The 25,534-nt window shown below is 54.3% G+C and carries 22 protein-coding genes; 7 read left to right on the top strand and 15 right to left on the bottom strand.

The genetic code is table 11. From position 1 onward, the window contains the following. Nucleotides 1-9: 9 nt before the first annotated feature. Both QQZ17_RS03740 and comR read right to left on the bottom strand, forming a co-directional pair. A complete protein-coding gene (locus QQZ17_RS03740; protein WP_152405060.1) occupies nucleotides 10-2,196 on the bottom strand; it encodes a TonB-dependent siderophore receptor in 2,187 nt (728 codons plus the stop codon). A 233-nt stretch (nucleotides 2,197-2,429) separates the two neighbouring features. Then, nucleotides 2,430-3,065, bottom strand: a complete 636-nt coding sequence (gene comR / locus QQZ17_RS03735; protein WP_152405059.1) for a TetR family copper-responsive transcriptional repressor ComR — start codon at nucleotides 3,063-3,065, stop codon at nucleotides 2,430-2,432. Nucleotides 3,066-3,308: 243 nt separating this feature from the next. Here comR and bhsA point away from each other — a divergent pair, with 243 nt between their 5' ends. Continuing rightward, nucleotides 3,309-3,566, top strand: coding sequence for a multiple stress resistance protein BhsA (gene bhsA, locus QQZ17_RS03730; RefSeq protein WP_152405058.1), 258 nt, complete (start codon nucleotides 3,309-3,311; stop codon nucleotides 3,564-3,566). A gap of 103 nt (nucleotides 3,567-3,669) precedes the next feature. Here the strand turns inward: bhsA and ldtC are convergent, their stop codons facing one another. The 3 genes from ldtC to QQZ17_RS03715 all read right to left on the bottom strand — a co-directional run bounded on the left by ldtC (nucleotide 3,670) and on the right by QQZ17_RS03715 (nucleotide 9,450). Continuing rightward, nucleotides 3,670-4,635, bottom strand: a complete 966-nt coding sequence (gene ldtC, locus QQZ17_RS03725) for a L,D-transpeptidase LdtC (RefSeq protein ID WP_152406349.1) — start codon at nucleotides 4,633-4,635, stop codon at nucleotides 3,670-3,672. A 199-nt stretch (nucleotides 4,636-4,834) separates the two neighbouring features. After that, nucleotides 4,835-8,281 (bottom strand): transcription-repair coupling factor, encoded by a 3,447-nt coding sequence (gene mfd, locus QQZ17_RS03720; protein WP_152405057.1) that lies wholly within the window; start codon nucleotides 8,279-8,281, stop codon nucleotides 4,835-4,837. A gap of 95 nt (nucleotides 8,282-8,376) precedes the next feature. Next, nucleotides 8,377-9,450 carry an acyltransferase family protein gene (locus QQZ17_RS03715; RefSeq protein WP_152405056.1) on the bottom strand — a complete coding sequence of 358 codons (1,074 nt, stop codon included), beginning with the start codon at nucleotides 9,448-9,450 and terminating at the stop codon, nucleotides 8,377-8,379. A gap of 251 nt (nucleotides 9,451-9,701) precedes the next feature. Between QQZ17_RS03715 and lolC the strand changes: the two genes are divergently transcribed. From lolC to cobB, 5 genes are all read left to right on the top strand, one after another. Continuing rightward, nucleotides 9,702-10,901, top strand: a complete 1,200-nt coding sequence (gene lolC / locus QQZ17_RS03710) for a lipoprotein-releasing ABC transporter permease subunit LolC (RefSeq protein ID WP_152405055.1) — start codon at nucleotides 9,702-9,704, stop codon at nucleotides 10,899-10,901. Continuing rightward, nucleotides 10,894-11,595: a lipoprotein-releasing ABC transporter ATP-binding protein LolD gene (gene lolD / locus QQZ17_RS03705; RefSeq protein WP_152405054.1), complete on the top strand. Its 702-nt coding sequence runs from the start codon at nucleotides 10,894-10,896 to the stop codon at nucleotides 11,593-11,595. The genes lolC and lolD overlap by 8 nt, the downstream gene beginning before the upstream one ends. Continuing rightward, the gene (gene lolE / locus QQZ17_RS03700; protein WP_152405053.1) at nucleotides 11,595-12,839 is read left to right on the top strand and encodes a lipoprotein-releasing ABC transporter permease subunit LolE; all 1,245 of its coding nucleotides are present in this window, start codon (nucleotides 11,595-11,597) and stop codon (nucleotides 12,837-12,839) included. Before lolD ends, lolE begins: the two co-directional genes overlap by 1 nt. Nucleotides 12,840-12,928: 89 nt before the next feature. Continuing rightward, on the top strand, nucleotides 12,929-13,840 hold the full coding sequence (gene nagK, locus QQZ17_RS03695) for an N-acetylglucosamine kinase (RefSeq protein WP_152405052.1): 912 nt from the start codon (nucleotides 12,929-12,931) through the stop codon (nucleotides 13,838-13,840). 15 nt (nucleotides 13,841-13,855) lie between these two features. Then, a complete protein-coding gene (gene cobB, locus QQZ17_RS03690; RefSeq protein ID WP_152405051.1) occupies nucleotides 13,856-14,677 on the top strand; it encodes a Sir2 family NAD+-dependent deacetylase in 822 nt (273 codons plus the stop codon). A gap of 97 nt (nucleotides 14,678-14,774) precedes the next feature. Here the strand turns inward: cobB and potD are convergent, their stop codons facing one another. From potD to potA, 4 genes are all read right to left on the bottom strand, one after another. Continuing rightward, nucleotides 14,775-15,821, bottom strand: coding sequence for a spermidine/putrescine ABC transporter substrate-binding protein PotD (gene potD, locus QQZ17_RS03685; RefSeq protein WP_152405050.1), 1,047 nt, complete (start codon nucleotides 15,819-15,821; stop codon nucleotides 14,775-14,777). A 93-nt stretch (nucleotides 15,822-15,914) separates the two neighbouring features. Next, entirely contained in the window at nucleotides 15,915-16,706 is a 792-nt protein-coding gene (gene potC, locus QQZ17_RS03680; RefSeq protein WP_152405049.1) for a spermidine/putrescine ABC transporter permease PotC, read from the bottom strand. Then, complete coding sequence (gene potB, locus QQZ17_RS03675; RefSeq protein ID WP_152405048.1) at nucleotides 16,703-17,560, bottom strand: spermidine/putrescine ABC transporter permease PotB; 858 nt, start codon at nucleotides 17,558-17,560, stop codon at nucleotides 16,703-16,705. The genes potC and potB overlap by 4 nt, the downstream gene beginning before the upstream one ends. After that, nucleotides 17,544-18,680 carry a spermidine/putrescine ABC transporter ATP-binding protein PotA gene (potA, locus tag QQZ17_RS03670; protein WP_042319574.1) on the bottom strand — a complete coding sequence of 379 codons (1,137 nt, stop codon included), beginning with the start codon at nucleotides 18,678-18,680 and terminating at the stop codon, nucleotides 17,544-17,546. The genes potB and potA overlap by 17 nt, the downstream gene beginning before the upstream one ends. Nucleotides 18,681-18,931: 251 nt before the next feature. On the opposite strand from potA, the gene pepT reads away from it, so the two are divergent. After that, a complete protein-coding gene (gene pepT / locus QQZ17_RS03665) occupies nucleotides 18,932-20,158 on the top strand; it encodes a peptidase T (RefSeq protein WP_152405047.1) in 1,227 nt (408 codons plus the stop codon). Between the two features lie 103 nt (nucleotides 20,159-20,261). Here the strand turns inward: pepT and roxA are convergent, their stop codons facing one another. The 6 genes from roxA to QQZ17_RS03635 form a co-directional block, all read right to left on the bottom strand. Beyond that, nucleotides 20,262-21,383 (bottom strand): [50S ribosomal protein L16]-arginine 3-hydroxylase, encoded by a 1,122-nt coding sequence (roxA, locus tag QQZ17_RS03660; protein ID WP_152405046.1) that lies wholly within the window; start codon nucleotides 21,381-21,383, stop codon nucleotides 20,262-20,264. Between the two features lie 96 nt (nucleotides 21,384-21,479). Continuing rightward, nucleotides 21,480-22,943 (bottom strand): two-component system sensor histidine kinase PhoQ, encoded by a 1,464-nt coding sequence (phoQ, locus tag QQZ17_RS03655; protein WP_152405045.1) that lies wholly within the window; start codon nucleotides 22,941-22,943, stop codon nucleotides 21,480-21,482. Further along, on the bottom strand, nucleotides 22,943-23,614 hold the full coding sequence (phoP, locus tag QQZ17_RS03650; protein WP_187696627.1) for a two-component system response regulator PhoP: 672 nt from the start codon (nucleotides 23,612-23,614) through the stop codon (nucleotides 22,943-22,945). The genes phoQ and phoP overlap by 1 nt, the downstream gene beginning before the upstream one ends. 73 nt (nucleotides 23,615-23,687) lie before the next feature. Further along, on the bottom strand, nucleotides 23,688-24,974 hold the full coding sequence (locus tag QQZ17_RS03645; RefSeq protein ID WP_152405043.1) for a site-specific integrase: 1,287 nt from the start codon (nucleotides 24,972-24,974) through the stop codon (nucleotides 23,688-23,690). Then, complete coding sequence (xisR, locus tag QQZ17_RS03640; RefSeq protein ID WP_044266475.1) at nucleotides 24,974-25,189, bottom strand: excisionase family protein; 216 nt, start codon at nucleotides 25,187-25,189, stop codon at nucleotides 24,974-24,976. Before xisR ends, QQZ17_RS03645 begins: the two co-directional genes overlap by 1 nt. A 64-nt stretch (nucleotides 25,190-25,253) precedes the next feature. After that, entirely contained in the window at nucleotides 25,254-25,493 is a 240-nt protein-coding gene (locus QQZ17_RS03635) for a DUF4060 family protein (protein WP_042997814.1), read from the bottom strand. Nucleotides 25,494-25,534 lie beyond the last annotated feature (41 nt).

The following is a 25,534-nucleotide window of genomic DNA, read 5'->3' as shown; positions in this document are numbered from 1 at the left end:
CTTTTTTTATCAGAAGGTTAAGGCGTAGTTCAGACCAAAGGTACGACCCCGACCCTTATACTCGTACAGCGACGGGCTGCCATAGGTTGGGCTGTACAGCAATGGCGCGCGCTGTCCCCACAAGGTGGTGTAATCTTCATCCAGCAGGTTTTCAATGCTGAAGGTCAGTTTACCCAGCGGGAGCTGATAGCTGCCGATAAAGTCCACGGTGTTATAGCCGTCCAGCTTGTTGCCGCTGGCATCGCTGAGATCGAACGATTGCTGGGTCTGAACCCGCAACGACCACGGCTCTGGCGCCCAGCCGACCCAGGCGGTGGCTTTGGACGGTGAGGCCAGCGTCACATCCCATTTTTCCCATTTCCCGTTCTGTTTCACTTCGGATTTCAGCACGTTAAAGTTCGCCCCCAGACTCCAGTCGCTGTCAGGGATAAAGTAGTCCGCCGCGCCTTCCACGCCGTAAATCCGGCGATCGTCAGGTTCCACGCGGATCGTCATATCGCTACGGTTAATCACAATCGACTTATCGGACGTCGAATAGTACGCCGCCAGTTGGGTACGCAGATTATCGCCGGTATAGCGCCAGCCCAGCTCATACGAATTGACCTTGATGCCTTCCAGACGCGAATCTGCCACGTTCACGCTGCGCTGGAGTTGGTAACGATCGCCCACCAACTGGTAAGTGCCGTTGCCGTAATATTTCCCGGGATCCGGCAGCTCAACGCCCTGGGAGAAGTTAAACCACGCCTGCTGGCGTTCGGTGAGATGCGCCAACAGTCCGGCGTTGAACAGGAAGTTGTCGTAATCGGTTTTACCTCCAGGAATGACATCGGCAGAGCTCGCTAAACCATTGGCGATCCCCTGCTGCTGCGCATAGCCCACAAAATCATCAACCCGATTTTCCGTCCACTGATAGCGCACACCGCCGCTCAGGGTGAAGATGTCATTGATGTCATAACTGCTTTGCAGGAACGGGGCGAAGTTGGTGATGCTGTAGCCGGGGTAGCGCCCTGTCGTATAGGCCGTGCGGTTGTCCATTCCGCCTGACGGCACAGACCAGCCCAGATCGAAGAACTTCTGGTTGGAGTCGAAGGTTTCATGGTCCGCGTCGACACCCCACGTCAGCTCCCAGTTATCCATCAACTGGCTGTTGAGCGTGATTTTGGCACCGTACTGGTCCGTGTCCTGCTGCGAGGCTGAGAAGCTGGTCACCTGACCTTTGCTGAGCGTCGGGAAAGGGTAGAATTTCAGCGACTCATCGCGGTAATAGATCTGGCTGACCAGATTCTGACCGAAGAAGTCCGCGTCGGAGTATTGCAGGCTGATCAGATGGCGCTCAGTCCCTGGAATACGGTCAGAACTGAGTCCGCTGCGGGTGCTGGCGGTGCCGCTGCCGGTAACGGCGGACATATTTTCACCCAGGTACAATCCGTAATCCTCATCCCCCTGACTCTTGTAATACTGGGTGACCAACTGTATCTGGCGCTGGTCATCGATGTCGAGAGTCCCGGTTCCCATCACATCCAGACGATCGGAGTGTTGCAGACCGGTTTGCGTGTTGTCGAGCATCAGGGCGTCGCCATTGCCGTCGTACCAGCCGCCAAAGCGCTGATAAGCCACGGACAGTCGGCCAGACGCACGATCCGTTCCGCCACTGACCGCTGCGGCAACGCGCTCGTCGCGATCGTTACTGTTGTTAAAGCCAGATTTACCGCCCAGTTCAAGCTCTACCTGGCGTTCCGCCTGGCCCTTTTTAGTGACGATGTTAATTAAGCCGCCGGTACTGCCGCCGCCATACAGCGACGTTGCGCCTGAAATGACCTCTATGTGTGCAATGTTAAAAGGGTCAATTGCATCCAGTTGGCGGCTGTCAGTACGCGATGAGTTCAGGCGTACGCCGTCAATCAGCACGACAATCGCGCGACCGCGCATGTTCATACCGTAGTTGGTGCGGCCTTGACTGCTGACGTCAATGCCGGGGATCAGTTGTGCCAGCACGTCTTTAAACTCTTTTCCGCCCTGAACCTGTTGCTCAATTTCCTGGCCTTCAATCACCCAGGTGGTCTGCGCCATTTCGGCGACGGTTTTCTGGCTGCGGTTGGCGCTGACGATGAGGTTTTCTTCTTCTGTTTGTGCCGCCGCAGCGGGCAGAGTCAGAGCCAACAGGATCGGGTTGAGGACCCAAAGACGCTTATTCATTCGCATTCCTTTCTGAAAATATCTGTGCAGGTGATGGTGTTTTAGCCGGTCGGTGCCAGCTGTTACATTGTGAAACAGATGTAAAATCAAATGCGAATATTGCTGATAATAATTTCTATTATCAATAGATTTTTGTGAAAAGTTGAACCTAACTAAATGATAACATTAATTATTGTGTGGGGATTTCGTCGAAGAAGAACCGGGAAACGGCGTTTCCCGGTCAGAAAAAACGATCAGGCCTTAAGCAGTTCAGGCCACAGGCGCAGGGTAGTGTGGGTGATTTGCATCAGCTTCTCAAAACTGGCGCCTTCGCGGGCGCTGATGGACATGCCCTGCAAAATGCAGCTCAGATACTCGGCAAGATTTTGCACGTTATTGTATGCCGGAATTTCACCGCGTTCCTGCCGCTGACGCAGAAATTGCGTCAGGGTCTGCTCCTGCATGGCGTGACGCGATTTCACCGTATGCGCAATATCGCGTGATGCCGCGGCAAGCGTCGCGGAGGTGTTAATCATAAAGCAGCCTGCGGGGGTGTCCTTGCTGGTGAAACAGGTTGCTACTGCGGTGAAGTAATCCTCCAGCGCCGCCTCAACGCTTTTTTCTTCGCAGAACAACTGCGCTTCGTGTTTTGCCGCGAAGCGAGCGATGTATCTGTCCAGCACCGCGCGGAACAGTCCTTCTTTATTAGTAAATTCCGCATACAGCGTTGGCGCCTTCGCACCCGTTGCTTCAACAAGGTCAGAAAGCGATGTCGCCTCATAACCGTGCTGCCAGAAGAGTGTCATGGCCTTATCAAGCGCGGCTTCCCTGTCGAACACTTTTGGTCGGCCACGGCTTTTTTTTACGCAACTTGTCGATTCAGTTGTCATGGTGCCGTTGTACCTTAATGGAGTTAGTGAACACCTATTATAAAAATAAATCCGCACAGGCTCCAGCGCATTCGCGAGAAAAATATTTTTAGCCTAGTTACATGAAAGATAAGCGTTTTTTATTTTATATAACGATCGTTATAAAAAATGGGTTGACGTGTGACCTGGATCACATCTATTATTTACCTATCGATCGTTAAGTAAATACTTACGACGCCCAATCATCTGCAAAAGGTCACAATTATGAAAAACGTAAAAACTCTCATCGCTGCTGCTGTTCTCAGTTCTCTGTCATTCGCAAGCGTCGCGGCTGTTGAAGTGCAGTCAACGCCTGCTGGTCAGCAAAAAGTCGGCACCATCTCTGCAAACGCAGGGACTAACCTGAGTTCGCTGCAGGACGAACTGGCGCAGAAAGCGGATGCGATGGGTGCGAAATCTTTCCGCATTACTTCTGTGACGGGTCCGAACAACCTGCACGGTACTGCGGTAATTTATAAATAAGCATTCCCCCCTCATTGATGCCTGCTACTGCAAAATAACGCGACATAAAAAAAGCCCCGCTGAAAATAGATTCAGCGGGGCTTTTTCATGTCCGGAACGGTTATTACATCGACTGCTGATCCACCTCACGATGGCGTCTGACATCGACCGGCATCCCGGAGCGAACATCCATCACATGCTGCATCACCGCCGCGTCCGTCTGCGCAGAATCTTTAAACGCCTGCAAGGTGCTGTTCAGCACAATAGGCAGAACCTGCGGGTCATCATCAATATTTTTCGACAGCGGCTGGTGGACTTCGACCAGACGCGTACCATCCGGCTCAATCGAGGCTTTAATAGGCGTATTGATGATATTCACTTTGGTGCCTGGCGTAACCTGTCTGAACAGGGTCTCGATATCGCCATCGCGCAGGCGGATACAGCCTGAGCTGACGCGCATGCCAATGCCGAAATCGGCGTTGGTGCCGTGCAGCAGATAGACACCACCGTAAGCAGCTAAGCGAATGGCATGATGTCCCATCGGGTTATCCGGTCCGGCAGGAACCACCGCAGGAAGGTCGATCCCTTGCGCTTTATAACGGGCACGGATATTCGCCGTCGGCGTCCAGGTTGGATTAGCGCGCTTGTCGGAAACCGTCGTGACCATCGTCGGGGTCAGAGTATCGCCGCTCAGTTGGCCAATGCCGATAGGGTAGACCGTGACCGCATTTTTCCCTGGAGGGTAGTAGTAGAGACGCAGTTCAGCCAGGTTGATGACAATGCCTTCACGCGGCGCATCCGGCAGCAGCGTCTGCAGTGGGATGGTCAACACGCTGCCCGGGCGGGGGACGTAGGGATCCACGCCAGGATTCGCCTGCAACAGGGCAAGAAAACCGACGTTGTATTTTTTCGCGATGGCTTCCAGTGAACCCCCGTTATTTTCAACAACGTGGTACTTGTTTTCCCCGACCAGCTTGCTGCCCGGTGGAGGAAGAGGCCAGGTATTCGCCTGCGCGGGAAGCGCAAGCGTAATGCTGGCGGCGAGTGCAAAAAAAGCCAGCCAGCGGGAGAATCGCATATTGTTCATTATCATCACAAATTAAAGGGTTATTATGCCAGAGCAGTCCAATGATAATTATGGCGGGGCGGTGTGTCTTGAATTGCAAGGGAAGTGCAAAGAGTTGTAAAGATCGTGGACCCTTGCCTGATGGCACTGCGCTTATCAGGTCTACGGTCAGGCATCGATTTGTAGGCCGGATAAGGCGAAGCCACTATCCGGCACACCACAATCATGCCACGGCGTTTTCTTCCAGTTGCTGCATAAACTGACGCACCCATTCCATCCGCGTTTTCCGATCGGTCAGATCCTGGATGAACTTCAGTCGGGTCGGTCCGTCAAGACGGTAGTGCTGCGGCTGTTTTTGCAGCAGTCCGATCAGCCAGTTCGGATTGACATGGTTCTTCTCAGCAAATTCGATGGTGCCGCCTTTCTCGTTGCCTTCCAGCTTGCGAATGCCCAGTTTCTGCGCCTGTTGACGCAACCGGGCGATATCCAGCAGAGTACGCGCCGGGTCGGGCAGCAGACCGAAGCGGTCGATCAGTTCCACTTTGAGCTCTTCAAGTTCATTCTCGCTTTTCGCGCTGGCGATACGCTTATAGAACGACAGGCGGGTGTTCACGTCCGGGATGAAATCATCCGGCAGCAGCGATGGCATACGCAGTTCGACTTCCGTTTGCTGGCTGGTGAGATCTTCCAGCGACGGCTCGCGTCCGGCCTTCAGCGCATCGACGGCGTTTTCCAGCAGCTCCATGTACAGCGAGAAGCCGATGGTCTCCATCGAACCACTCTGTTCTTCCCCGAGCAGTTCACCCGCGCCGCGGATCTCCAGATCGTGAGTCGCCAGCGCAAAGCCCGCGCCCAGATCTTCCAGCGAGGCGATAGCTTCCAGACGTTTTTGCGCGTCGGTCGTCATCGCCTTGGGGTGTGGCGTCAGCAGCCAGGCATACGCCTGATGGTGTGAACGCCCTACGCGACCGCGCAACTGATGTAACTGCGCCAGACCGAAGTGGTCCGCTCGCTCGATGATAATCGTGTTGGCAGTCGGGATATCAATACCGGTTTCGATAATAGTGGTACAGACCAGAACGTTAAAACGCTGATGGTGGAAATCGTTCATCACGCGTTCCAGTTCGCGTTCGCGCATCTGCCCGTGACCGATGGCAATCCGCGCTTCCGGCACCAGTTCCGCCAGCCTTTGGGCGGCTTTCTGGATGTTTTCCACATCGTTGTAGAGATAGTAAACCTGGCCGCCGCGCAGCACTTCACGCAGAATCGCCTCGCGTACCACCAGGCTGTCGTATTCACGAACAAAGGTTTTGACCGCCAGACGACGCGCAGGGGGGGTGGCGATAATCGACAGATCGCGCATGCCGCTCATCGCCATATTCAGCGTTCGCGGGATCGGCGTGGCGGTCAGCGTCAGAATATCCACATCGGCGCGCATCGCTTTAATGCGCTCTTTATGGCGCACGCCGAAACGGTGCTCTTCATCGACGATCAGCAGTCCCAGATCTTTCAACTTCACATCGCTTTGCAGCAGTTTGTGTGTACCGATCAGAATATCAATTTTCCCTTCGGCAACCTGTTCCAGGATCTGCGCCTGTTCTTTGGCGCTGCGAAAGCGGGAGATCATTTCGATGCGCACCGGCCAGTTGGCAAAGCGGTCGCGGAAGTTATCAAAGTGCTGCTGGGCAAGCAGGGTTGTCGGCACCAGAACCGCCACCTGCTTGTGGTTTTCGACCGCGAGGAATGCGGCGCGCATTGCCACTTCGGTTTTGCCAAATCCGACGTCGCCGCATACCAGACGGTCCATCGCCAGCGGCTGACACATATCGCTGAGCACGGCGTTAATCGCCTGCGCCTGGTCGGGGGTGGTTTCGAACGGGAAGCTGTCGCAGAACAATTGGTACTGTTCGCGATCGTGTTTGAAGGCGAATCCCTCTTTTGCCGCACGCTGGGCGTAGATATCCAGCAGTTCGGCCGCCACGTCGCGCACTTTCTCTGCCGCTTTCTGCCGGGCGCGTGACCAGGCATCGCCGCCGAGTTTATGCAGCGGCGCATTCTCTTCAGCGCCACCGGCGTAACGGCTGATCAGATGCAAAGAGGAGACCGGGACGTACAGTTTGGCGTCGTTGGCGTAGGTGAGCATCAGGTACTCGCCTTTGATCCCGCCCGCTTCCAGCGTGGTCATCCCGGCATAGCGACCGACGCCGTGCTCCAGGTGTACCACCGGCTGACCCGGATGCAGCTCCGCCAGGTTACGAATCAGCGTGTCCGGGTTAATCGTGCGGCGTGAATCCTGACGACGGCGCGCCACGCGCTCGCCCAGCAGGTCGCTTTCACAGATTAATGCCAGATTGCGCGTCGTATCGATAAACCCGTGCTCGGCGGCACCAATCATCAGGTAGCGTCCAACATCCGCAGCTTCATCCAGACGCATAATGCGCTTCGGCGCGACTTTGATGCGGGCGAGCAGTTCACCAAGGGCCTCACGACGACCTTCACTCTCAACCGAGAAAATCACCGGTCCGTCGAAGGACTCCAGGAACTTGCGCAGGGCATCCAGCGGCGATTTTTGCTGCGCCTGAACCGCCAGGTCCGGCAGCGGCTTGAAGCCTAAGTTGGTATTTGCCGCTTTGGCGGGAAGGTGATCGGTTTTGAGCTGTACGCGCGGCCAGCGTTTGAGTTCAGAAAAGAGCTCATCGACGCGTAGCCAGAGCGATTCCGGCGGTAGCAGCGGACGCATCGGATCCACACAACGGTTTTCGAAACGCGCCAGCGTATCGGCCTGGAAACGTTCGGCGCTGTTTTCTAAATCACCGGTGTTGACCACCAGCGTATTGGCCGGGAAATAGCTAAACAGCGGCGGCAGCGGCTCGCTGAAAAACAGCGGCTGCCAGTATTCGATCCCCGCAGGCAAGGTGCCCTTACTGACCTGCTGATAGATATGCTCCGCGTCGCGTTTTACCTCGAAGGTATCGCGCCACTGGCTGCGAAACAGTTCGATCGCCGTTTTGTCGGTCGGAAATTCGTGCGCGGGCAACAGATTGATGGCGTCGACTTCTTCCAGCGTGCGCTGGGTGTCAGCGTCAAACAGGCGCAAACTGTCAATTTCATCGTCGAAGAAATCCAGACGATAGGGCTGTTCACTGCCCATCGGGTAGAGATCCAGCAGCGCGCCGCGCGTGGCGTATTCGCCATGTTCCATGACCTGATCAACATGCCGGTAACCGGCGCTGTCGAGCTGTAAACGCAGGGCGTCGCGCGATAAACGCTGGCCTTTTTTCATCACCAGCGCATGACCGTGCAGATAGCTGTGCGGGCAGACGCGCTGCATCAGGGTGTTGACCGGCACGATCAGCACGCCACGCTGCATCGACGGTAGCTGATACAGCGTGGAGAGACGCGAGGAAATAATTTCCTGATGCGGAGAGAAACTGTCGTAGGGCAGGGTTTCCCAGTCCGCGAGGTTCATCACCATCTGATCGGTAAACTGGCGGATTTCATCATGCAGGCGCAGCGCGTTTTGCATATCGGGCGCCACGAGCACGACAGGACCGGCATGACGTTCGGCAATTTCTGCCACCAGTGTGGCACAGGCAGCCCCGGTCAGTTCACCCAACAGGCGCTGGTCGCCCGCTTTCACGGGCAGCGTGTAACGTTGTTGTTCAGGCATTCGGTTTAGGTATTCGTCAGATAAGCAATGCCCTGTATTATCCGTGATCGCTCCTCATTAGCAAATTGAATCGCCCTCACGTGAGGGCGAAATAGTTAGCGGGAATAGCCAACGGTTTGCGGGCGGGAAGGGGGGGTGAAGAGGATATCACCGAACAGACCCTGCGACAGTTTACGCACGGCAAGACCCAATAGCGTACAGATCAACAGGCTGGCAAATGGATAGACCAGCAGCAGGGCCAGTTCCAGTGCGGGGGACCAGACCGCGGTATTGATCTGCGGGATGAGCAGCAGGCTGAACGCCTCCACCAGAATGCGATGCGTGGTATAAATCGCGATAGTGTTCGAACCGATCACGTTAAGCAGACTGGACTCACGCATGCCGAAGCGCTGTTCATACTGATAGAACAGCTTCATGATCAGCACGATAGAGACCAACGACAGCAGCAATGAGACGTTAAACAACCACGCCGCGATAGCCAGCGCGAAGGCGGCCGCGCAGAGCAGCGCATAGCGGCGCAGCGGGACCTCTTTGATCCACGCCATCAGCGAGACGCCAAACCAGGCGCCGAGGCTGTAATACGGCAGGTTGCGGATCACGCTGTTCATTCCCCACCATGGGGTGGCAACAACGTTGATTGCCACGCTCAGCAAAACAAACAGAGCGAACAGCGGCACGGCCCAGCGGCTGAACACTTTACAGACCACAAAATAGACAATGAGCGCATACAGATACCACAGGCTGGTGCTGGCGGTCAGCATGCCGTGAAGGAACTGGCCGATGGAACCGGCGTAAGCGGCGTTGGAGGCGTTATGCAGGGAGCGCTCCGGCGCCAGCCAGTTGTTCAGTGCGCTGAGCGCCAGCCACTGGGCCACGCCCCACAGCGCCAGCACCCAGAAAATACTCCAGACCCGCTTGTTGACGCTCTCTTTCCAGCTCACGCTGTCGATATAGCGGCGAATTAAAAAGCCAGAGATAAAGAAAAATACTGGCATACGAAACGGAGCGAGATAGAGATTAAAGTAAATCCAGCACTTGGACAGCAGTTCCGAGAGAGGTAACTGGAAGTGGGTCAGGTGGGGGTAGAAGGTGATGACTGAGTGATAGATTACCACCAGACAGATGCATAACCCTTTGATTTGGTTAATCCATAGTTCTTTCTGTTTCATCAGGACCCTGTGCTTGTATTCGTCAACATAGCCTGTGATCCTGCGGGGTGATGCGGGTGTTGTAATGCGTAACATTCTGCTTTTTGATTTTTTAAGAAAAGGATCAGGGTCGACAGGGGCTATCTCACGAGCCTACTGAGCTGCGGATCCTTTTCCTCTGCGTACTGACGAACACTTACGGTTCAGGCGTTTACCCATGCGGCTTTCGCTTATATACTCGTGACTTTGCTAACAGCAACCAGACGGATTTCATGTACCAACCTGTCGCTCTATTCATCGGCCTGCGTTACATGCGCGGGCGTGCAGCAGATCGCTTCGGTCGCTTTGTCTCCTGGCTTTCCACCATTGGCATTACCCTTGGGGTGATGGCACTGGTCACGGTTTTGTCAGTGATGAACGGTTTTGAACGTGAACTGCAAAATAACATCCTGGGGCTGATGCCTCAGGCCATCCTTTCTGCGGAGCAAGGCTCCCTGAATCCTCAACAACTGCCGGAAAACGCCGTTAAACTGAACGGGGTGAATCGCATTGCGCCGCTGACAACCGGTGATGTCGTGCTGCAAAGTGCGCGCAGCGTGGCGGTTGGGGTGATGCTGGGTATCGATCCGGCGCAAAAAGATCCGCTGACGCCGTATCTGGTCAATGTGAAGCAAACCGATCTCCAGCCTGGCAAGTATAATGTCATCCTCGGCGAGCAGCTCGCGGGCCAGTTGGGCGTTAATCGTGGCGATCAGATCCGCGTGATGGTGCCATCAGCCAGCCAGTTCACTCCGATGGGGCGTCTGCCGAGCCAGCGCCTGTTTACGGTGATCGGCACCTTTGCGGCGAACAGCGAAGTTGATGGCTACCAGATGTTGACCAATATTCAGGACGCCTCGCGCCTCATGCGCTACCCGGCAGGGAATATCACCGGCTGGCGCTTGTGGTTGAATGAGCCGCTGAAGGTGGACTCGCTCAGTCAGCAGACGCTGCCGGAAGGAACGAAATGGCAGGACTGGCGCGAGCGTAAAGGCGAGCTGTTCCAGGCCGTGCGGATGGAAAAGAACATGATGGGGCTGTTGTTGAGCCTGATCGTGGCCGTTGCTGCGTTCAATATTATTACCTCGTTAGGTCTGATGGTGATGGAGAAGCAGGGAGAAGTGGCTATTTTGCAAACGCAGGGGCTGACGCCGCGACAGATCATGATGGTCTTTATGGTGCAGGGAGCCAGTGCCGGGATTATCGGCGCATTGCTGGGCGCTGCGCTGGGCGCGCTGCTGGCCAGTCAACTTAATACCCTGATGCCGGTTATCGGCATCCTGCTGGACGGTGCGGCGCTGCCGGTGGCGATAGAGCCGCTGCAGGTCATTGTGATTGCGCTGGTGGCGATGGCCATCGCGTTGCTTTCCACGCTTTATCCTTCATGGCGCGCTGCCGCCACTCAACCCGCTGAGGCTTTACGTTATGAATAAGATCCTGTTGCAATGCGACAAACTGTGCAAACGCTATCAGGAAGGTTCCGTGCAAACTGATGTGTTGCACGATGTCAGCTTCAGCGTGGGCGAAGGCGAAATGATGGCGATTGTCGGTAGCTCCGGCTCCGGCAAAAGTACCTTGTTGCACCTGCTGGGCGGGCTGGATACCCCAACCTCCGGCGACGTGATTTTTAGCGGTCAGCCGATGAGCAAACTGTCGTCAGCGGCGAAAGCGGAACTGCGTAACCAGAAGCTCGGCTTTATCTATCAGTTTCACCACCTGCTGCCGGACTTCACCGCGTTGGAAAACGTGGCGATGCCGCTGCTGATTGGTAAACATAAACCCGCCGAAATTACTGTCCGGGCGCGTGAGATGCTGAAAGCGGTAGGGTTGGATCACCGCGCCAGTCATCGTCCCTCTGAACTGTCTGGCGGTGAGCGTCAGCGCGTGGCGATTGCCCGTGCGCTGGTCAACAACCCGCGCCTGGTGCTGGCGGATGAACCGACCGGTAACCTGGACGCGCGCAACGCCGACAGCATCTTCCAGCTTCTGGGTGAGCTGAACCGCGCGCAGGGCACTGCGTTTCTGGTCGTCACCCACGACCTGCAACTGGCGAAGCGCATGAGCCGCCAGTTGGAAATGCGAGATGGACGTCTGACGGCGGACCTGAGCCTGATGGGGGCGGAGTAATGGCCTCGCCTTTATCGTTATTAATTGGCCTGCGCTTTAGCCGGGGACGGCGGCGCGGCGGCATGGTGTCGCTGATTTCGGTGATCTCGACCATCGGTATCGCGCTGGGCGTGGCGGTTTTGATCGTCGGTTTAAGCGCGATGAACGGCTTTGAACGCGAACTGAACAACCGCATTCTGGCGGTGGTGCCGCACGGTGAGATTGAAGCGGTCAACCCGCCGTGGACCAACTGGCGTGAAGCGCTGGAGAAGGTACAGAAGGTGCCGGGTATTACGGCCGCGGCGCCGTATATCAACTTTACCGGACTGATTGAGAGCGGGGCGAATCTGCGCGCCATCCAGGTGAAAGGCGTGGATCCGCAGCAGGAACAGCGTCTGAGCGCGCTGCCCTCGTTTGTGCAAAATAACGCCTGGGCTGATTTCAAAGCCGGTGAACAGCAAATTATTATCGGCAAGGGCGTCGCCGACGCGCTTAAGGTTAAGCAGGGCGACTGGGTCTCCATCATGATCCCCAATTCGAATGCCGATCATAAGTTGATGCAGCCAAAGCGTGTACGCCTGCACGTTGCCGGTATTCTGCAGTTGAGTGGTCAGCTTGACCATAGCTTCGCGATGATCCCGATGGCCGATGCGCAGCAGTATCTGGAGATGGACAACACGGTTTCCGGGATTGCGCTGAAGGTCAGTGACGTCTTCAACGCCAACAAACTGGTGCGTGACGCAGGTGAAGTGACCAACAGCTATGTCTATATCAAGAGCTGGATTGGTACCTACGGCTACATGTACCGCGATATTCAGATGATCCGCGCCATTATGTATCTGGCGATGGTGCTGGTGATCGGCGTCGCCTGTTTTAACATTGTCTCAACATTAGTGATGGCGGTAAAAGACAAGAGCGGTGATATTGCGGTATTAAGAACGCTGGGGGCGAAAGATGGCCTGATTCGCGCCATTTTTGTCTGGTACGGCCTGCTGGCGGGGCTGTTTGGCAGTTTGATCGGGGTGGTCATTGGCGTAGTGGTTTCGCTACAGCTGACGCCAATCATTAATGGTATCGAAAAGCTGATTGGCCATCAGTTCCTCTCCGGGGATATCTATTTTATCGACTTCCTGCCATCGGAATTACACTGGCTGGATGTGATTTACGTGCTGGTCACCGCACTGTTGCTGAGTCTGTTGGCGAGTTGGTATCCGGCGCGGCGCGCCAGTAACATCGATCCTGCGAGAGTACTCAGCGGCCAGTAACCATAATGGCGTGAGAGATACACAAACTCATTCATGTGACCAGAACAGCGGCCGCCTGAAGGATGAAGTGTATAAAACAAGGAGCGGCAATGTATTACGGGTTTGATATTGGTGGGACAAAAATTGCGTTGGGCGTCTTTGATAACGAGCGGAAATTACAGTGGGAAAAGCGTGTTCCCACTCCGCGCGACAGCTATGACGCTTTTTTAGAGGCCGTGTGCGAACTGGTGGCGGAAGCCGACCAGCGATTTGGCGTGAAAGGTTCGGTGGGTATTGGCATCCCCGGTATGCCGGAAACGGAAGATGGCACGCTCTACGCCGCGAATGTCCCTGCTGCCAGTGGCAAACCCTTGCGTGCCGATCTTAGCGCACGGCTCGATCGCGACGTTCGCCTCGATAACGATGCGAACTGTTTTGCCCTGTCTGAAGCCTGGGATGATGAATTTACCCGCTATCCGCTGGTGATGGGGCTGATTTTGGGCACGGGCGTGGGGGGCGGTCTGATCCTTAACGGAAAACCGATCACCGGGCGCAGCTACATCACCGGCGAGTTCGGTCATATGCGTCTGCCGGTCGATGCGCTCACGCTGATGGGCCTCGATTTTCCGCTGCGCCGCTGTGGCTGCGGTCAACTTGGCTGCATTGAAAATTATCTGTCCGGACGGGGATTTGCCTGGTTGTATCAGCATTACTATCATCAACCCTTACAGGCGCCTGAAATCATTTCACTGTGGGAGCAGGGGGATGAGCGGGCGCGGGCGCACGTTGAGCGTTATCTGGATTTGCTGGCGGTGTGTCTGGGAAATATCCTGACCATCGTCGATCCGGATCTGGTCGTCATCGGAGGGGGATTGTCGAACTTTACGGCCATCACCACCAACCTGGCAGACAGATTGCCGCGTCATCTGCTTCCCGTGGCACGTGTTCCTCGCATTGAGCGAGCACGACACGGTGATGCGGGCGGGATGCGTGGCGCCGCCTTCCTACATCTTACCGATTAATCAAAAGAGGTTGCTATGCTGTCGCGTCGGGGTCATCGGTTAAGTCGATTTCGGAAAAACAAACGCCATCTGCGCGAACGCCTTCGTCAACGGATTTTTTTCAGAGACAGAGTGGTACCGGAAGTGATGGAAAAACCAAGAGTTTTGGTGCTTACAGGGGCAGGGATCTCAGCGGAGTCTGGTATTCGTACCTTCCGCGCCGCAGACGGACTGTGGGAAGAGCACCGGGTTGAAGATGTCGCGACGCCGGAAGGCTTCGCCCGTAATCCTGCGCTGGTGCAGTCTTTCTATAATGCCCGCCGTCGTCAATTACAGCAGCCTGAAATCCAGCCTAACCCGGCGCACATCGCGCTGGCAAAACTGGAAGAGGCGCTGGGCGACCGTTTTCTGTTGGTGACGCAGAATATTGACAACCTGCATGAGCGGGCGGGTAACCAGAATATCATCCATATGCATGGCGAACTGCTGAAAGTGCATTGCTCGCAGAGCGGGCAGATCCTGGAGTGGACGGGCGATGTGACACCAGAAGACAAATGCCACTGCTGCCAGTTCCCGGCACCGCTGCGTCCGCACGTGGTGTGGTTTGGTGAGATGCCGCTCGGCATGGATGAGATCTATATGGCGCTGGCCATGGCGGATGTCTTTATCGCGATTGGTACCTCAGGCCACGTCTATCCGGCGGCCGGTTTTGTCCATGAAGCGAAACTGCACGGTGCGCATACCGTTGAGCTGAATCTGGAACCGAGCCAGGTCGGTAGCGAGTTCCAGGAGAAATATTACGGTCCGGCAAGTCAGGTGGTGCCTGAGTTTGTGGATAAATTATTGAAAGGATTGTGACGGAGATGTGTGCCGGGTGACGGCTTCGCCTTACCCGGCCTACGGATGAACGGCTTGTAGGCCGGATGAGCGCAACGTCATCCGGCATGGTGCTGAATTAGCGTCCTGCTTTCAGCTTCTGATAGTACTCTTCGTAAATTGCGCTGGCGGGGCCGACGTCGTTCTGCCATTCGCCTTTGCTGATAGTCTCCGCATCCGGGTAGAGCGATTTATCATTGGCGACTTCCGGACTTAACAGCTTACGTGCCGCCAGGTTTGGTGTCGGATAGCCGATGGTTTCCGCGACTTCTTTCGCCACGTCCGGGCGCAGCAGGAAGTTAATCAGCTTCAACGCGCCCTCTTTGTTTTTGGCGTTTGCCGGAATTGAGAGGCTGTCCATCCAGAAGATGCCGCCTTCTTTCGGCCAGACTACCTCCAGCGGCGTACCGGCCTGGCGCGCGACGAAGGCGGAGCCGTTCCACACCATGCCCAGATTGACTTCACCTTCCATATACGGATTCGCCGGATTGTCAGAGTTAAACGCGGCGACGTTAGGCATCAGCTTTTTCAGCTCATTATAGGCCGCTTCAATCTCTTTCGGATCGGTGGTGTTACCGGAATAGCCCAGCTTACGCAGCGCCATCTGGAACACTTCGCGCGCATCGTCGGTCAGCAGCAGGCTGCCTTTGTATTCCGGCTTCCAGAGATCAGCCCAGCGGGTGACCGTTTTCGGGTCAATGCTGTCGCTGTTCACACCGATAGCCGTTGCTCCCCAGATGTACGGAATGGAGTAGTCGTTGCCTGGATCGAATGGCTTGTTCAGCATCTCAGGATCGAGGTTGTTGAAGTTGGTTAACGTTGACTTGTCGATCTTCTGAATCATGCCCTCTTTACGCATCTTGTCGACGTAATAGGTGGAAGGCACAACCAGGTCGTAGGCGCCGTCTTTGTAGGTTTTGAGCTTGGCATACATGGTTTCATTCGACTCGTAGGTCGAATAGATGACCTTAATGCCGGTCTCTTTAGTGAACTGTTCCAGCAATCCTGGCGGAACATACTCGGTCCAGTTGTAGAAATAGAGTGTTTTACTGTCGTCCGCGTGCGCGGCGCTCATTCCTATTGCAAGAGCGCCTGCCGCGAGCAGGTGGCGTGACCATTTCATCATTTTAACGTCCCCTGAGATTAGCGCCTGACTCTCCAGGCTATTTTATTCATCATTCTGGCTGCGTGTTGTCCGCAGCCAGAATGACGTCAACAATTACGCCTGGCGAGACAGGCTTTTCGTTTTATCACGAGCAATAAGCTGGCTGGCGATCACCAGAACCAACGATAACACCAACAGAATGGTCGCCAGCGCATTCACCTCCGGTGAAACGCCGACTTTCACCATTGAGTAGATCTTCAACGGTAGAATTTCATAGCCAGGCCCGGTCACGAACGACGAAACCACCACATCGTCCATCGACAGGGTAAAGCTCAGCAGCCAGCCGGCGGCGACTGCGGGCATTGCCAGCGGCAGAATGATTTTGCGCAGGATGGTGATTTCGCTGGCACCCAGATCTTTTGCCGCTTCCAGCATCCGTACGTCAAACCCTTTCAGCCGCGAATAGACGGTCACCACCACAAAAGGCAGGCAGAAAGTGATATGCGAAAACAGCAGCGACCAGAAGCCCAACTGGATGCCCAGCAGCATAAACAGCACCAGCAGTGAAATGGCCATCACGATATCCGGTGACATCATCACCACAAACAACATACCGCTGACGAACGGTTTACCGCGAAAACGATAGCGATACAGCGCAACGGCAGTCAATGACCCGATGAGAGTGGCGAACGTTGCGGAAAAAATGGCCATCGTCAGCGAGTGTTGCGCCGCTTGCAGCAGGCTGTCGTTGTTCATCAGCAGGCCGTACCATTTGGTCGTAAAGCCCTGCCAGTTGATGCCAAAGCGCGAACTGTTAAAGGAGTTCACAATCAAAATAATGATGGGAATGTACAGGTACGCGTAGATAGCGGTCATAAAACCGCCGCGAAGCAGTCGACCGATCATTCGAGTTCTCCCTTTTTGTTCAGCAGTCGGGAGGCGCGCCAGTAAACCAACAGCATCAGGCCCATCACAATCGTCAGCGTAATGCTGGTTGCCGCACCAAACGGCCAGTCACGGATATTGAGGAACTGAACCTTGATAACGTTACCGATCAGCAGGTTTTTCGCGCCGCCCATCAGGTCTGAGACGTAGAACAGCCCCATCGCGGGCAGCATCACCAGCAGGCAACCGGCAATAATGCCCGGCATGGTCAGCGGGATGATTATCCGGATAAAAGTCTGCAACTTGCTGGCACCCAGATCTTTCGCCGCTTCCAGCAAAGGTCTGTCGAGCTTCTCAATGCTGGAATACAGCGGCATCACCATAAATGGCAGCAGGATATACACCAGACCGATAATCACCGCGCTCGGGGTGAACATGATGCGCATTGGCGTCTCGATCACCCCCAGCCAGAGCAGAAACTCGTTCAGGTAACCCTTCGTGCTGAGGAAAATTTTCAGCCCATAGATACGGATCAGCGAGTTGGTCCAGAAGGGGACAATCAGCAGAAACAGCAGCAGCGGGCGAACTTTCTCCGGCAGTCGCGCCAGAAACCAGGCAAAAGGATAGCCGAGCACAAGGCAGGCGAGCGTGGCGATCAGCGCCATATTCAGCGAGTGCAGCAGTACTTCAAAATAGAGCGGATCGAGCAGGCGCGCGTAGTTGTCCAGCGTAAAGACCATTTTGACGAAGCTGGCATCGTCGCGGGTCAAAAAGCTGGTGCCAATGATCATCAGGTTGGGCAGAAAGACAAACAACACAAGCCAACCGACGATAGTGACAATCACCACATTCTGGAATTTACTTGTGTTCTTCATCAGCCAGTACGACCTCCCAGCTTTCTACCCAGTTAATGGCCATTTTCTGGTCGAGGGAGTGGTCAAAGTCCGGATCGTCTTCGTTGAAGAATTCACTGACCATCACCATCTTGCCATTTTCCAGTTCAACCACCGACTCCAGCGTCATGCCCTTATAGTTACGCTCGCGGACGTAGCCAATCAGGCCGTCAATGTGATTGTCGTCGTTGATTTCATCCACGCGCAGATCTTCCGGGCGCAGCAGAACGTGCAGTTTCTGTCCAGGCTCGACGGCGAAGTTGACGTAGATATTGCATTCACGGCCTTCGACGTTAGCACGAACACGCTGTTCGTCCAGACGCTCGATTACCGTGGCGTTAAACATGTTAATCTCGCCAATGAATCCGGCGACAAACAGGTTTTTCGGCTCTTCGTAGATTTCACGCGGTGTGCCGTCCTGTTCAATTCGCCCATCGCGCATAACGACGATACGATCGGACATGGTCAGGGCTTCTTCCTGATCGTGCGTCACGAACACGAACGTGATGCCGAGCTTACGCTGCAAGGCCTTCAGTTCGTTCTGCATCTGCTTTCGCAGCTTATAGTCCAGCGCGGAGAGGGATTCATCCAACAGCAGCAGACGCGGTTTGTTGACCACCGCACGGGCAATCGCCACGCGCTGCTGTTGTCCCCCGGAGAGTTGATGCGGTTTACGCTGAGCGAACTCTTCCAGTTGCACCATTCGCAGTGCTTCCAGGACGCGCGGGGTGATGTCGGCGGCGGGGGTTTTCTGCATACGTAATCCGAACGCCACATTTTCAAAGACGGTCATGTGGGGGAATAACGCATAGCTTTGAAAGACGGTATTCACATAGCGGTTTTCAGCCGGTACGTGGGTGATGTCCTGGTTATCGAGCATGATGTGCCCGGAATCTACGGTTTCCAGACCGGCAATCAGGCGCAAAACGGTTGTTTTACCGCAGCCAGAAGGGCCAAGCAGCGTGAGGAACTCGCCATTATTGATTGTCAAATCCAGCTCGGAAATGACCTCTTTTCCATCGAAGCTTTTGCTGATACCTGACAACAGAACCAGCGGTGAAAGCGAACGCGGTTGTTTATTCAATTTCTTACTCTGTCCCATGTAAACGCAACGGATGGCTGACCGATGCGGGGTTTGTGGTTGACCACCTTGGTGACTCTTAATGAGGGCCGTAATTCTACGGCAAACCGTTGTCATCGCCAATGTTTGTTGCCAATAACTGGCGTAGTCTTATAGTCAGTAAGGGGTTCGGAAGCGAAATATTCTCGTTTGCGGGGATAAAAGTGACCTGACGCAATATTTGTCTTTTGTGGCTTACTGATAATGTTGTCACAAATAGTGAGGGTGACTGCATGGATAAACTACTTGAGCGTTTTCTGCACTACGTTTCATTGGATACCCAATCGAAAGCGGGTGTGAGACAGGTTCCCAGTACTGAGGGACAGTGGAAGTTATTAAATTTGCTCAAACAGCAGCTCGAAGAGATGGAGCTGGTCAATGTGACATTAAGTGACAAAGGGACGCTGATGGCAACGCTTCCAGCGAATGTCCCTGGCGATATCCCTGCTATTGGCTTCATTTCCCATGTGGATACCTCACCGGATTTTAGCGGTAAGCACGTGAATCCGCAGATTGTTGAGAATTATCGCGGCGGTGATATCGCTCTGGGCATTGGCGATGAAGTGCTGTCACCGGTGATGTTCCCGGTGCTGCATCAGTTGCTCGGACAAACGCTGATCACCACCGACGGCAAAACGTTGCTGGGTGCGGATGACAAAGCGGGTGTGGCGGAAATCATGACCGCGCTGGCGGTGCTGAAGCATAAAAATATTCCGCATGGCGATATTCGCGTCGCTTTTACGCCGGATGAAGAGGTCGGCAAAGGGGCGAAGCACTTTGATGTTGCGGCTTTTGACGCCAAATGGGCCTATACCGTTGACGGTGGTGGCGTGGGGGAACTGGAGTTTGAGAACTTCAATGCCGCCTCGGTGAATATCAAAATCGTCGGCAACAACGTGCATCCGGGGACGGCGAAAGGCGTCATGGTAAACGCATTATCCCTGGCGGCGCGTATTCATGCCGAGGTTCCGGCGGATGAAAGCCCGGAAATGACCGAAGGTTATGAAGGTTTCTACCATCTTGCGAGCATGAAGGGCACCGTGGATCGCGCGGACATGCACTACATCATTCGCGATTTCGACCGCAAGCAGTTTGAAGCGCGCAAACGTAAGATGATGGAGATAGCCAGGAAGGTCGGGAAAGGGTTACACCCGGACTGTTACATTGAACTGGTGATTGAAGACAGTTATTACAATATGCGTGAAAAAGTGGCTGAGCATCCGCATGTACTGGATATCGCTCAGCAGGCGATGCGTGACTGTGACATTCAACCGGATATGAAACCGATCCGCGGCGGCACCGACGGCGCGCAACTCTCTTTCATGGGATTGCCGTGCCCGAATCTGTTCACCGGTGGCTACAACTATCATGGCAAGCATGAGTTTGTGACGCTGGAAGGCATGGAAAAAGCGGTGCAGGTGATTGTACGGATTGCCGAGTTAACGGCGAAGCAGTCGTAGCGTGGCTGATGCCGCATGGCGTGACGCTTATCCGGCCTACAGGACATTTGAACCGTAGGCCGGATAAGACGCATTAGCGTCGCCATCCGGCATAATCTCCATGTTACCCTTCGAAGAACCAGTATCCGCTGTTGACCAGCGCCGCCAGCATGGCGAGGAACGAGGGATCTTCCAGCGCGTCGCCAAAATTCTCCGCGGTCAGCACGATATGGCTGGCGAGCGCTTCCAGCGCCGGACGGTGCGGGGAATCAATTTTTTCGCCATTGGCATAAACGTCATCGCCCACACGCAGTACCCGTAATCCTCCCAGACGCACCAGCACATCGCCTTGTTTCAGGGCATCGTAGATCTCATCAGGCTGATACGGCGGCTCCGGCGGTGCAATATCCAGTTCATGACGCGACTGGGAGATAAACTCGCCAAACCACTGTTTGAAATGCTCCGGCTGATTAATGAGATCCAGCATCATGGCGCGCAGTTTGTCCATTTCCTGCGGTAGAACGTCGGCAGGATGATCGCGAGGCGGCATATCGGGGTCGCTGTAATACGTGCTGCCCAGTTCACGTTGCAGGACATAGTCGGCAAAACCGCTGATCAGTTCGCGGGTATTCGGTGCGCGAAAGCCAACCGAATAGTTCATCGCGTTTTCCAGCGCATAGCCTTCGTGCGGGAATCCCGGCGGAATGTAGAGAATATCGCCCGGCTCCAGTTCTTCATCAATGATGGCTTCAAAAGGATCCACCTGCAGCAGATCTGGATGCGGGCAGTGCTGTTTCATCTGCAGCTTTTCCCCCACCCGCCAACGGCGGCGACCGGTTCCCTGAATGATAAACACATCATACTGATCGAGATGCGGACCTACGCCGCCGCCGGGTACGGAGAATGAGACCATCAGATCGTCAATACGCCAGTCGGGCAGGGCGCGGAAGGGGCGCATCAGCGCGGCGGTCGGCTCATGCCAGTGGTTCACCGCCTGTACCAGCAATGACCAGTTATTTTCGCCGAGATGGTCATAGCTTTCGAACGGACCGTGGCTGACCTGCCATTTACCATCCTGATGGCTTACCAGACGGCTATCGACTTCGCTTTCCATCGCCAACCCTGCCAGTTCGTCAGGAGAGAGGGGATCGATGAAGTTATTAAAGCCGCGTTTTAACACCACCGGGCGCTTTTGCCAGTGACGTTCAAGAAATTCGGGCCAGTTGAGTGTTAATTGGTATTCCATATTGAGCTTCCACAGGCTGGGGCGGGTATCTGTCACCGATTATAACGGATGCTTAACCAGATGCGTGCAGTTGGCTCATATTTATTACATTTTGGTTTAGTCGTCTTTCGGCCCCGGCTGCTGATGACCAAAAATCACCTCCATGTGCGCGCCGCCGAGCAGGCTGTCGCTGGCAACAATTTTACCGTCGTATTGCTCGGTGATCTCTCGCGCCACCGCCAGCCCGACGCCTTGCCCCGGACGCATCGTATCCACTCGTTGACCGCGGTCGAATATCAAATCGCGCTTGCTCTGTGGGATCCCCGGACCGTCATCTTCCACCACAATGTACAGATGATCGTCGGTCTGACGGGCAGAAATTTCGACAAACTCCAGGCAGTACTTACAGGCGTTATCCAGAACGTTGCCCATTACCTCGACAAAGTCGTTTTGCTCACCGACGAAGCTGATTTCCGGCGAGATATCGAGGCTAATGTTCACCCCTTTACGCTGATACACTTTGTTCAACGCCGACGTGAGACTATCCAGTAGCGGCGCGACCGGATGCAGCTCGCGACTCAGCAAGACGCCGCCGCCGCGCATGCTGGCGCGATGCAGATAGTAGCCGATTTGCTGAGAAATCCGGCTGATCTGTTCGAGCATCACCGGCTCAGCGTCACTGACGCTCATTTTTTCACTGCGCATTGAGCGCAACGTACTTTGCAGCACGGCCAGCGGCGTCTTCAGGCTGTGGGTGAGGTCGGTCAGCGTAGTGCGATACTTGTCATAACGTTCGCGCTCACTTTTCAGCAGGCGGTTCAGGTTGCGAACCAGACTGGTCAGCTCACGCGTTGTCGCAGGGTTCAGCTGCTCGCGATGATGTTCTTCCAGTTCCCGCACTTCGCGCGCCAGCGCTTCGATAGGGCGCAGGCTCCACCAGGCCGCGACCCAGAGTAGAGGAATGACCAGCAACAGGTTAGCCGCGAGCACATAGATAAACCAGCTCCAGACCATATAGGAGCGTTTAAGCTCAATCGGAATGGTATCCACCACCACAATCGTCAGTTGCGGCATTCGTGCCGTGGCCGGGTAGACGTTCACCGCCACCGAATGGGTCATTTCGGCGTCGTCGTCATCTTCCCGTACCTCCTTCAGCTGTTCCTGAACAGAGTGATCGTCATTAAGCAGCGTGCTGGTGGCGCGGATATCGGCTTCAATCTCATGGAAACCGTTGCTTTTCAGCCAGTCAGGCTGAATCAGTCTCACCAGCCAGGGCACATCACGCTGGGCCCACAGCAGTTTGCCGCTCTCATCATAGATAAGCGACATCGTGGGGCTTTGCATGTCGAGGTGCTCGGGAAGTTCGACGTGGATCTTATTGTCTTCCCATTTGGCGAGAGTATAGAAGAGGTTACTTTCTCCGCGCAGCAGGCGAAATGTCGTCTTATCAAAGCTTACGCTATAGCCGACCAGCGCAACCATGCCATAGGCAAGAGAGAGCACCAGCACCACGCCGGCGGTGGCCAGCAGAAAGCGCAGACGCAGAGACAGCGGGAAAAGATGACGCAACAGTTTATTCATCAGCGCAGTTCGAAAAGATATCCCTGACCCCGCACGGTGGTAATGACGTCGTCCGGATATTGCGCCTGTATTTTTTTACGCAGGCGCCCCATCAGCACGTCGATGGTGTGACTTTCACGCAACTCGGCGTCCGGATACAACTGCAACATCAGCGAGTCCTTGCTGACCACTTTGCCATTATTGCGGATCAGCGTTTCCATGATGGTGTACTCAAACGCGGTCAGCTTAATCACCTCATCATTGACCGAAAGTTCACGGCGCGAGAGATCAACCTGGAAAGGGGGAATAGAAATAATTTGCGAAGCGTGGCCGCTGTTACGACGCATTAGCGCCTGCATCCGCGCGGCGACTTCTTCAATATGGAACGGTTTGGTGACGTAGTCATCCGCACCCGCGCTCAGTACCTCCACTTTATCCTGCCAGCTTTCACGGGCAGTCAGGACGAGGACCGGGAGGGAAACGTCGTTGCTCCGCCAGCGGCGAATCAGTGTAAGTCCGTCTTCATCCGGGAGACCCAAATCGACGATCGCGATGTCAGGCAGGTGTTCGTTAAGGTAATAATCGGCTTCTTTGGCATCTTCGGCATCGTCAACCTGATGTCCGGCATCCTGAAGCTGAACTTTCAGGTGATGACGTAATAACGCATTATCCTCAACAACCAGTACACGCATCATCTTTTCTCACTGTATTTACGATATGAATAGTTTAACGCTGATTATGAAAGTTGAAACCAGCACGATGAAATTAAATGATTTTTTTCATTCTGCTGCGCCCTTGGGGGCGTCCTGGGGGCAGTGCCGTTGGCATCTGATTATTCAGAATACTGACCTGATCCTGGTTCATGTCACCAATCCACTTCGAATAAACCTCGTAGACCATGCGTGCATCTTCATGCCCCATCTGGCTGGCAATGAATGAAGGGTTCGCTCCAGCCATCAGTGTCCAGCAAGCGTAAGTATGCCGTGACTGATAGGCGTTTCTCTCCCGGATACCAGAAAGTTTAGTACCTCGTTTCCAGCCATAGGAAATCGAATATTTAGAAAAAAAACCTTCCTTTGTATATGAACTCTCTCCGGGGATAAAAACAAAGCGAAGCTTTTGTTGCTCGGTTTTCCCGATCTCACGATGATGAAACTGAATTTCCTGTTTAGGTCCGCTTCCGGTGATTTCGTACTGCTCCAGCAGAGCATCAAGAGCGGGTTTCAGCAATGTGATCGTTCTTATCCCGGCATCTGTTTTGGGCGGAACAAACAACCGTTTGTTCGTCAGGCTTCTGGATACATGAATCTCACCTTTTTTCAGGTCAATATCCTCCCATGCCAGCGCACAAATCTCTCCAGGCCTCATCCCCGTATGCACTGCAACAATAATGATCAAGGCAAGTTTGCGTGGAAGTGATGCAATCAGCGCCTGATACTCATGGAGCAAAAGTGGATCGGGATCTGCTTTAGAGAGCTTTAGCCTCGATACCCCCTCATAGGGTGCATGTAATATAAACTGACTTCTGTTCGCAAGCTTCAGCATTTCTGATAAAACAGCCATTTGTTTATTGACTGTTGAAGGGGATCTACCTTGTTTGATGAGATTTGGCATAGCAGGATTAATCACTCCCCCTGTTAGCAGTTCTTTACGGTAATTCAGAATATCGGCATGCTGAATATCAACCAGACGCGTGTTCTCACCCACAACGCGTTTTAGGGTGTTAACTACAGATGTGATGGATTGCAATGTAGCGTCCGACACCTCCAGCGCCTTTGTGTCCGTAAAAAAATCACTCAGCTCCTTGAACGTAGTGAGCCGTTTTGTGGAGGAAAATTTATTAAGTGCTTTTGATTCAGGAAAGCGTGCTGGATAGTCGAACTTCCCGAGTTGTATTTCGCTTACAATTGCCGCGCGCAGATTTCCTGCTTTCTTAACATTGCTGCTGTTAACAACCCAGCCGCGAAGAACTTCGCGGCAGCGGATGCCGCGATAGGTAAATGTGATTCTGATTTTCCCATTATGCAGTTCAACGCCAGTCGGGTATTTCATTAAGCATCCTGAACTAACTGATTAATCTTCGGGTAGTTGTACCAAAGCAGACCTTTGGAATTGTCAGTCTGTCCAAGCGCAGTAAGGCGCTTGAAGTGAATACCTTCAATCCATAGCTTAAGGCGATAATTTTTAATCTGTCCTTCAGTAAGACCTGTTTTTTCGGTCAGTCTGGACTCAACAACCCACTCTTCGTTAAAAATTACCTGTGACATGGTTAACCTCAGGTAACCGGCGCCAGTATAGATGCGCCGGTGTATTGACATTGATAATTCGTTATCAGTTAAACCGACCGGGCAGAGTTCTTAACCGGCGCATGCCTGTCATAGCGGTAGCTACATAGCTCTTATGGCGGTTGACAACTTCTACCCAGATCTTTACGCCGTCCACGTTCACTGTGTATGTTTCCTTCCTGTCGCTGCGACCATAGTCACCGTATCGTTCAACATGCTTTGCCAGTGCTGCATCACATGCCCGGCGGCCCAATGGCGATTGTTTACTGCGATTGATAAGGCGCATAAAACCCCCTGTGAGGGAGGGCGTTATCCCTCCCTGTTCAA

This window comes from Citrobacter sp. T1.2D-1 (genome assembly GCF_950098555.1).
In the GTDB taxonomy this organism is placed as follows: Bacteria; Pseudomonadota; Gammaproteobacteria; order Enterobacterales; family Enterobacteriaceae; genus Citrobacter_A; species Citrobacter_A telavivensis.
Note: the sequence above shows the minus strand (reverse complement) of the source record. Positions and strands in the feature narration are given on the sequence as shown.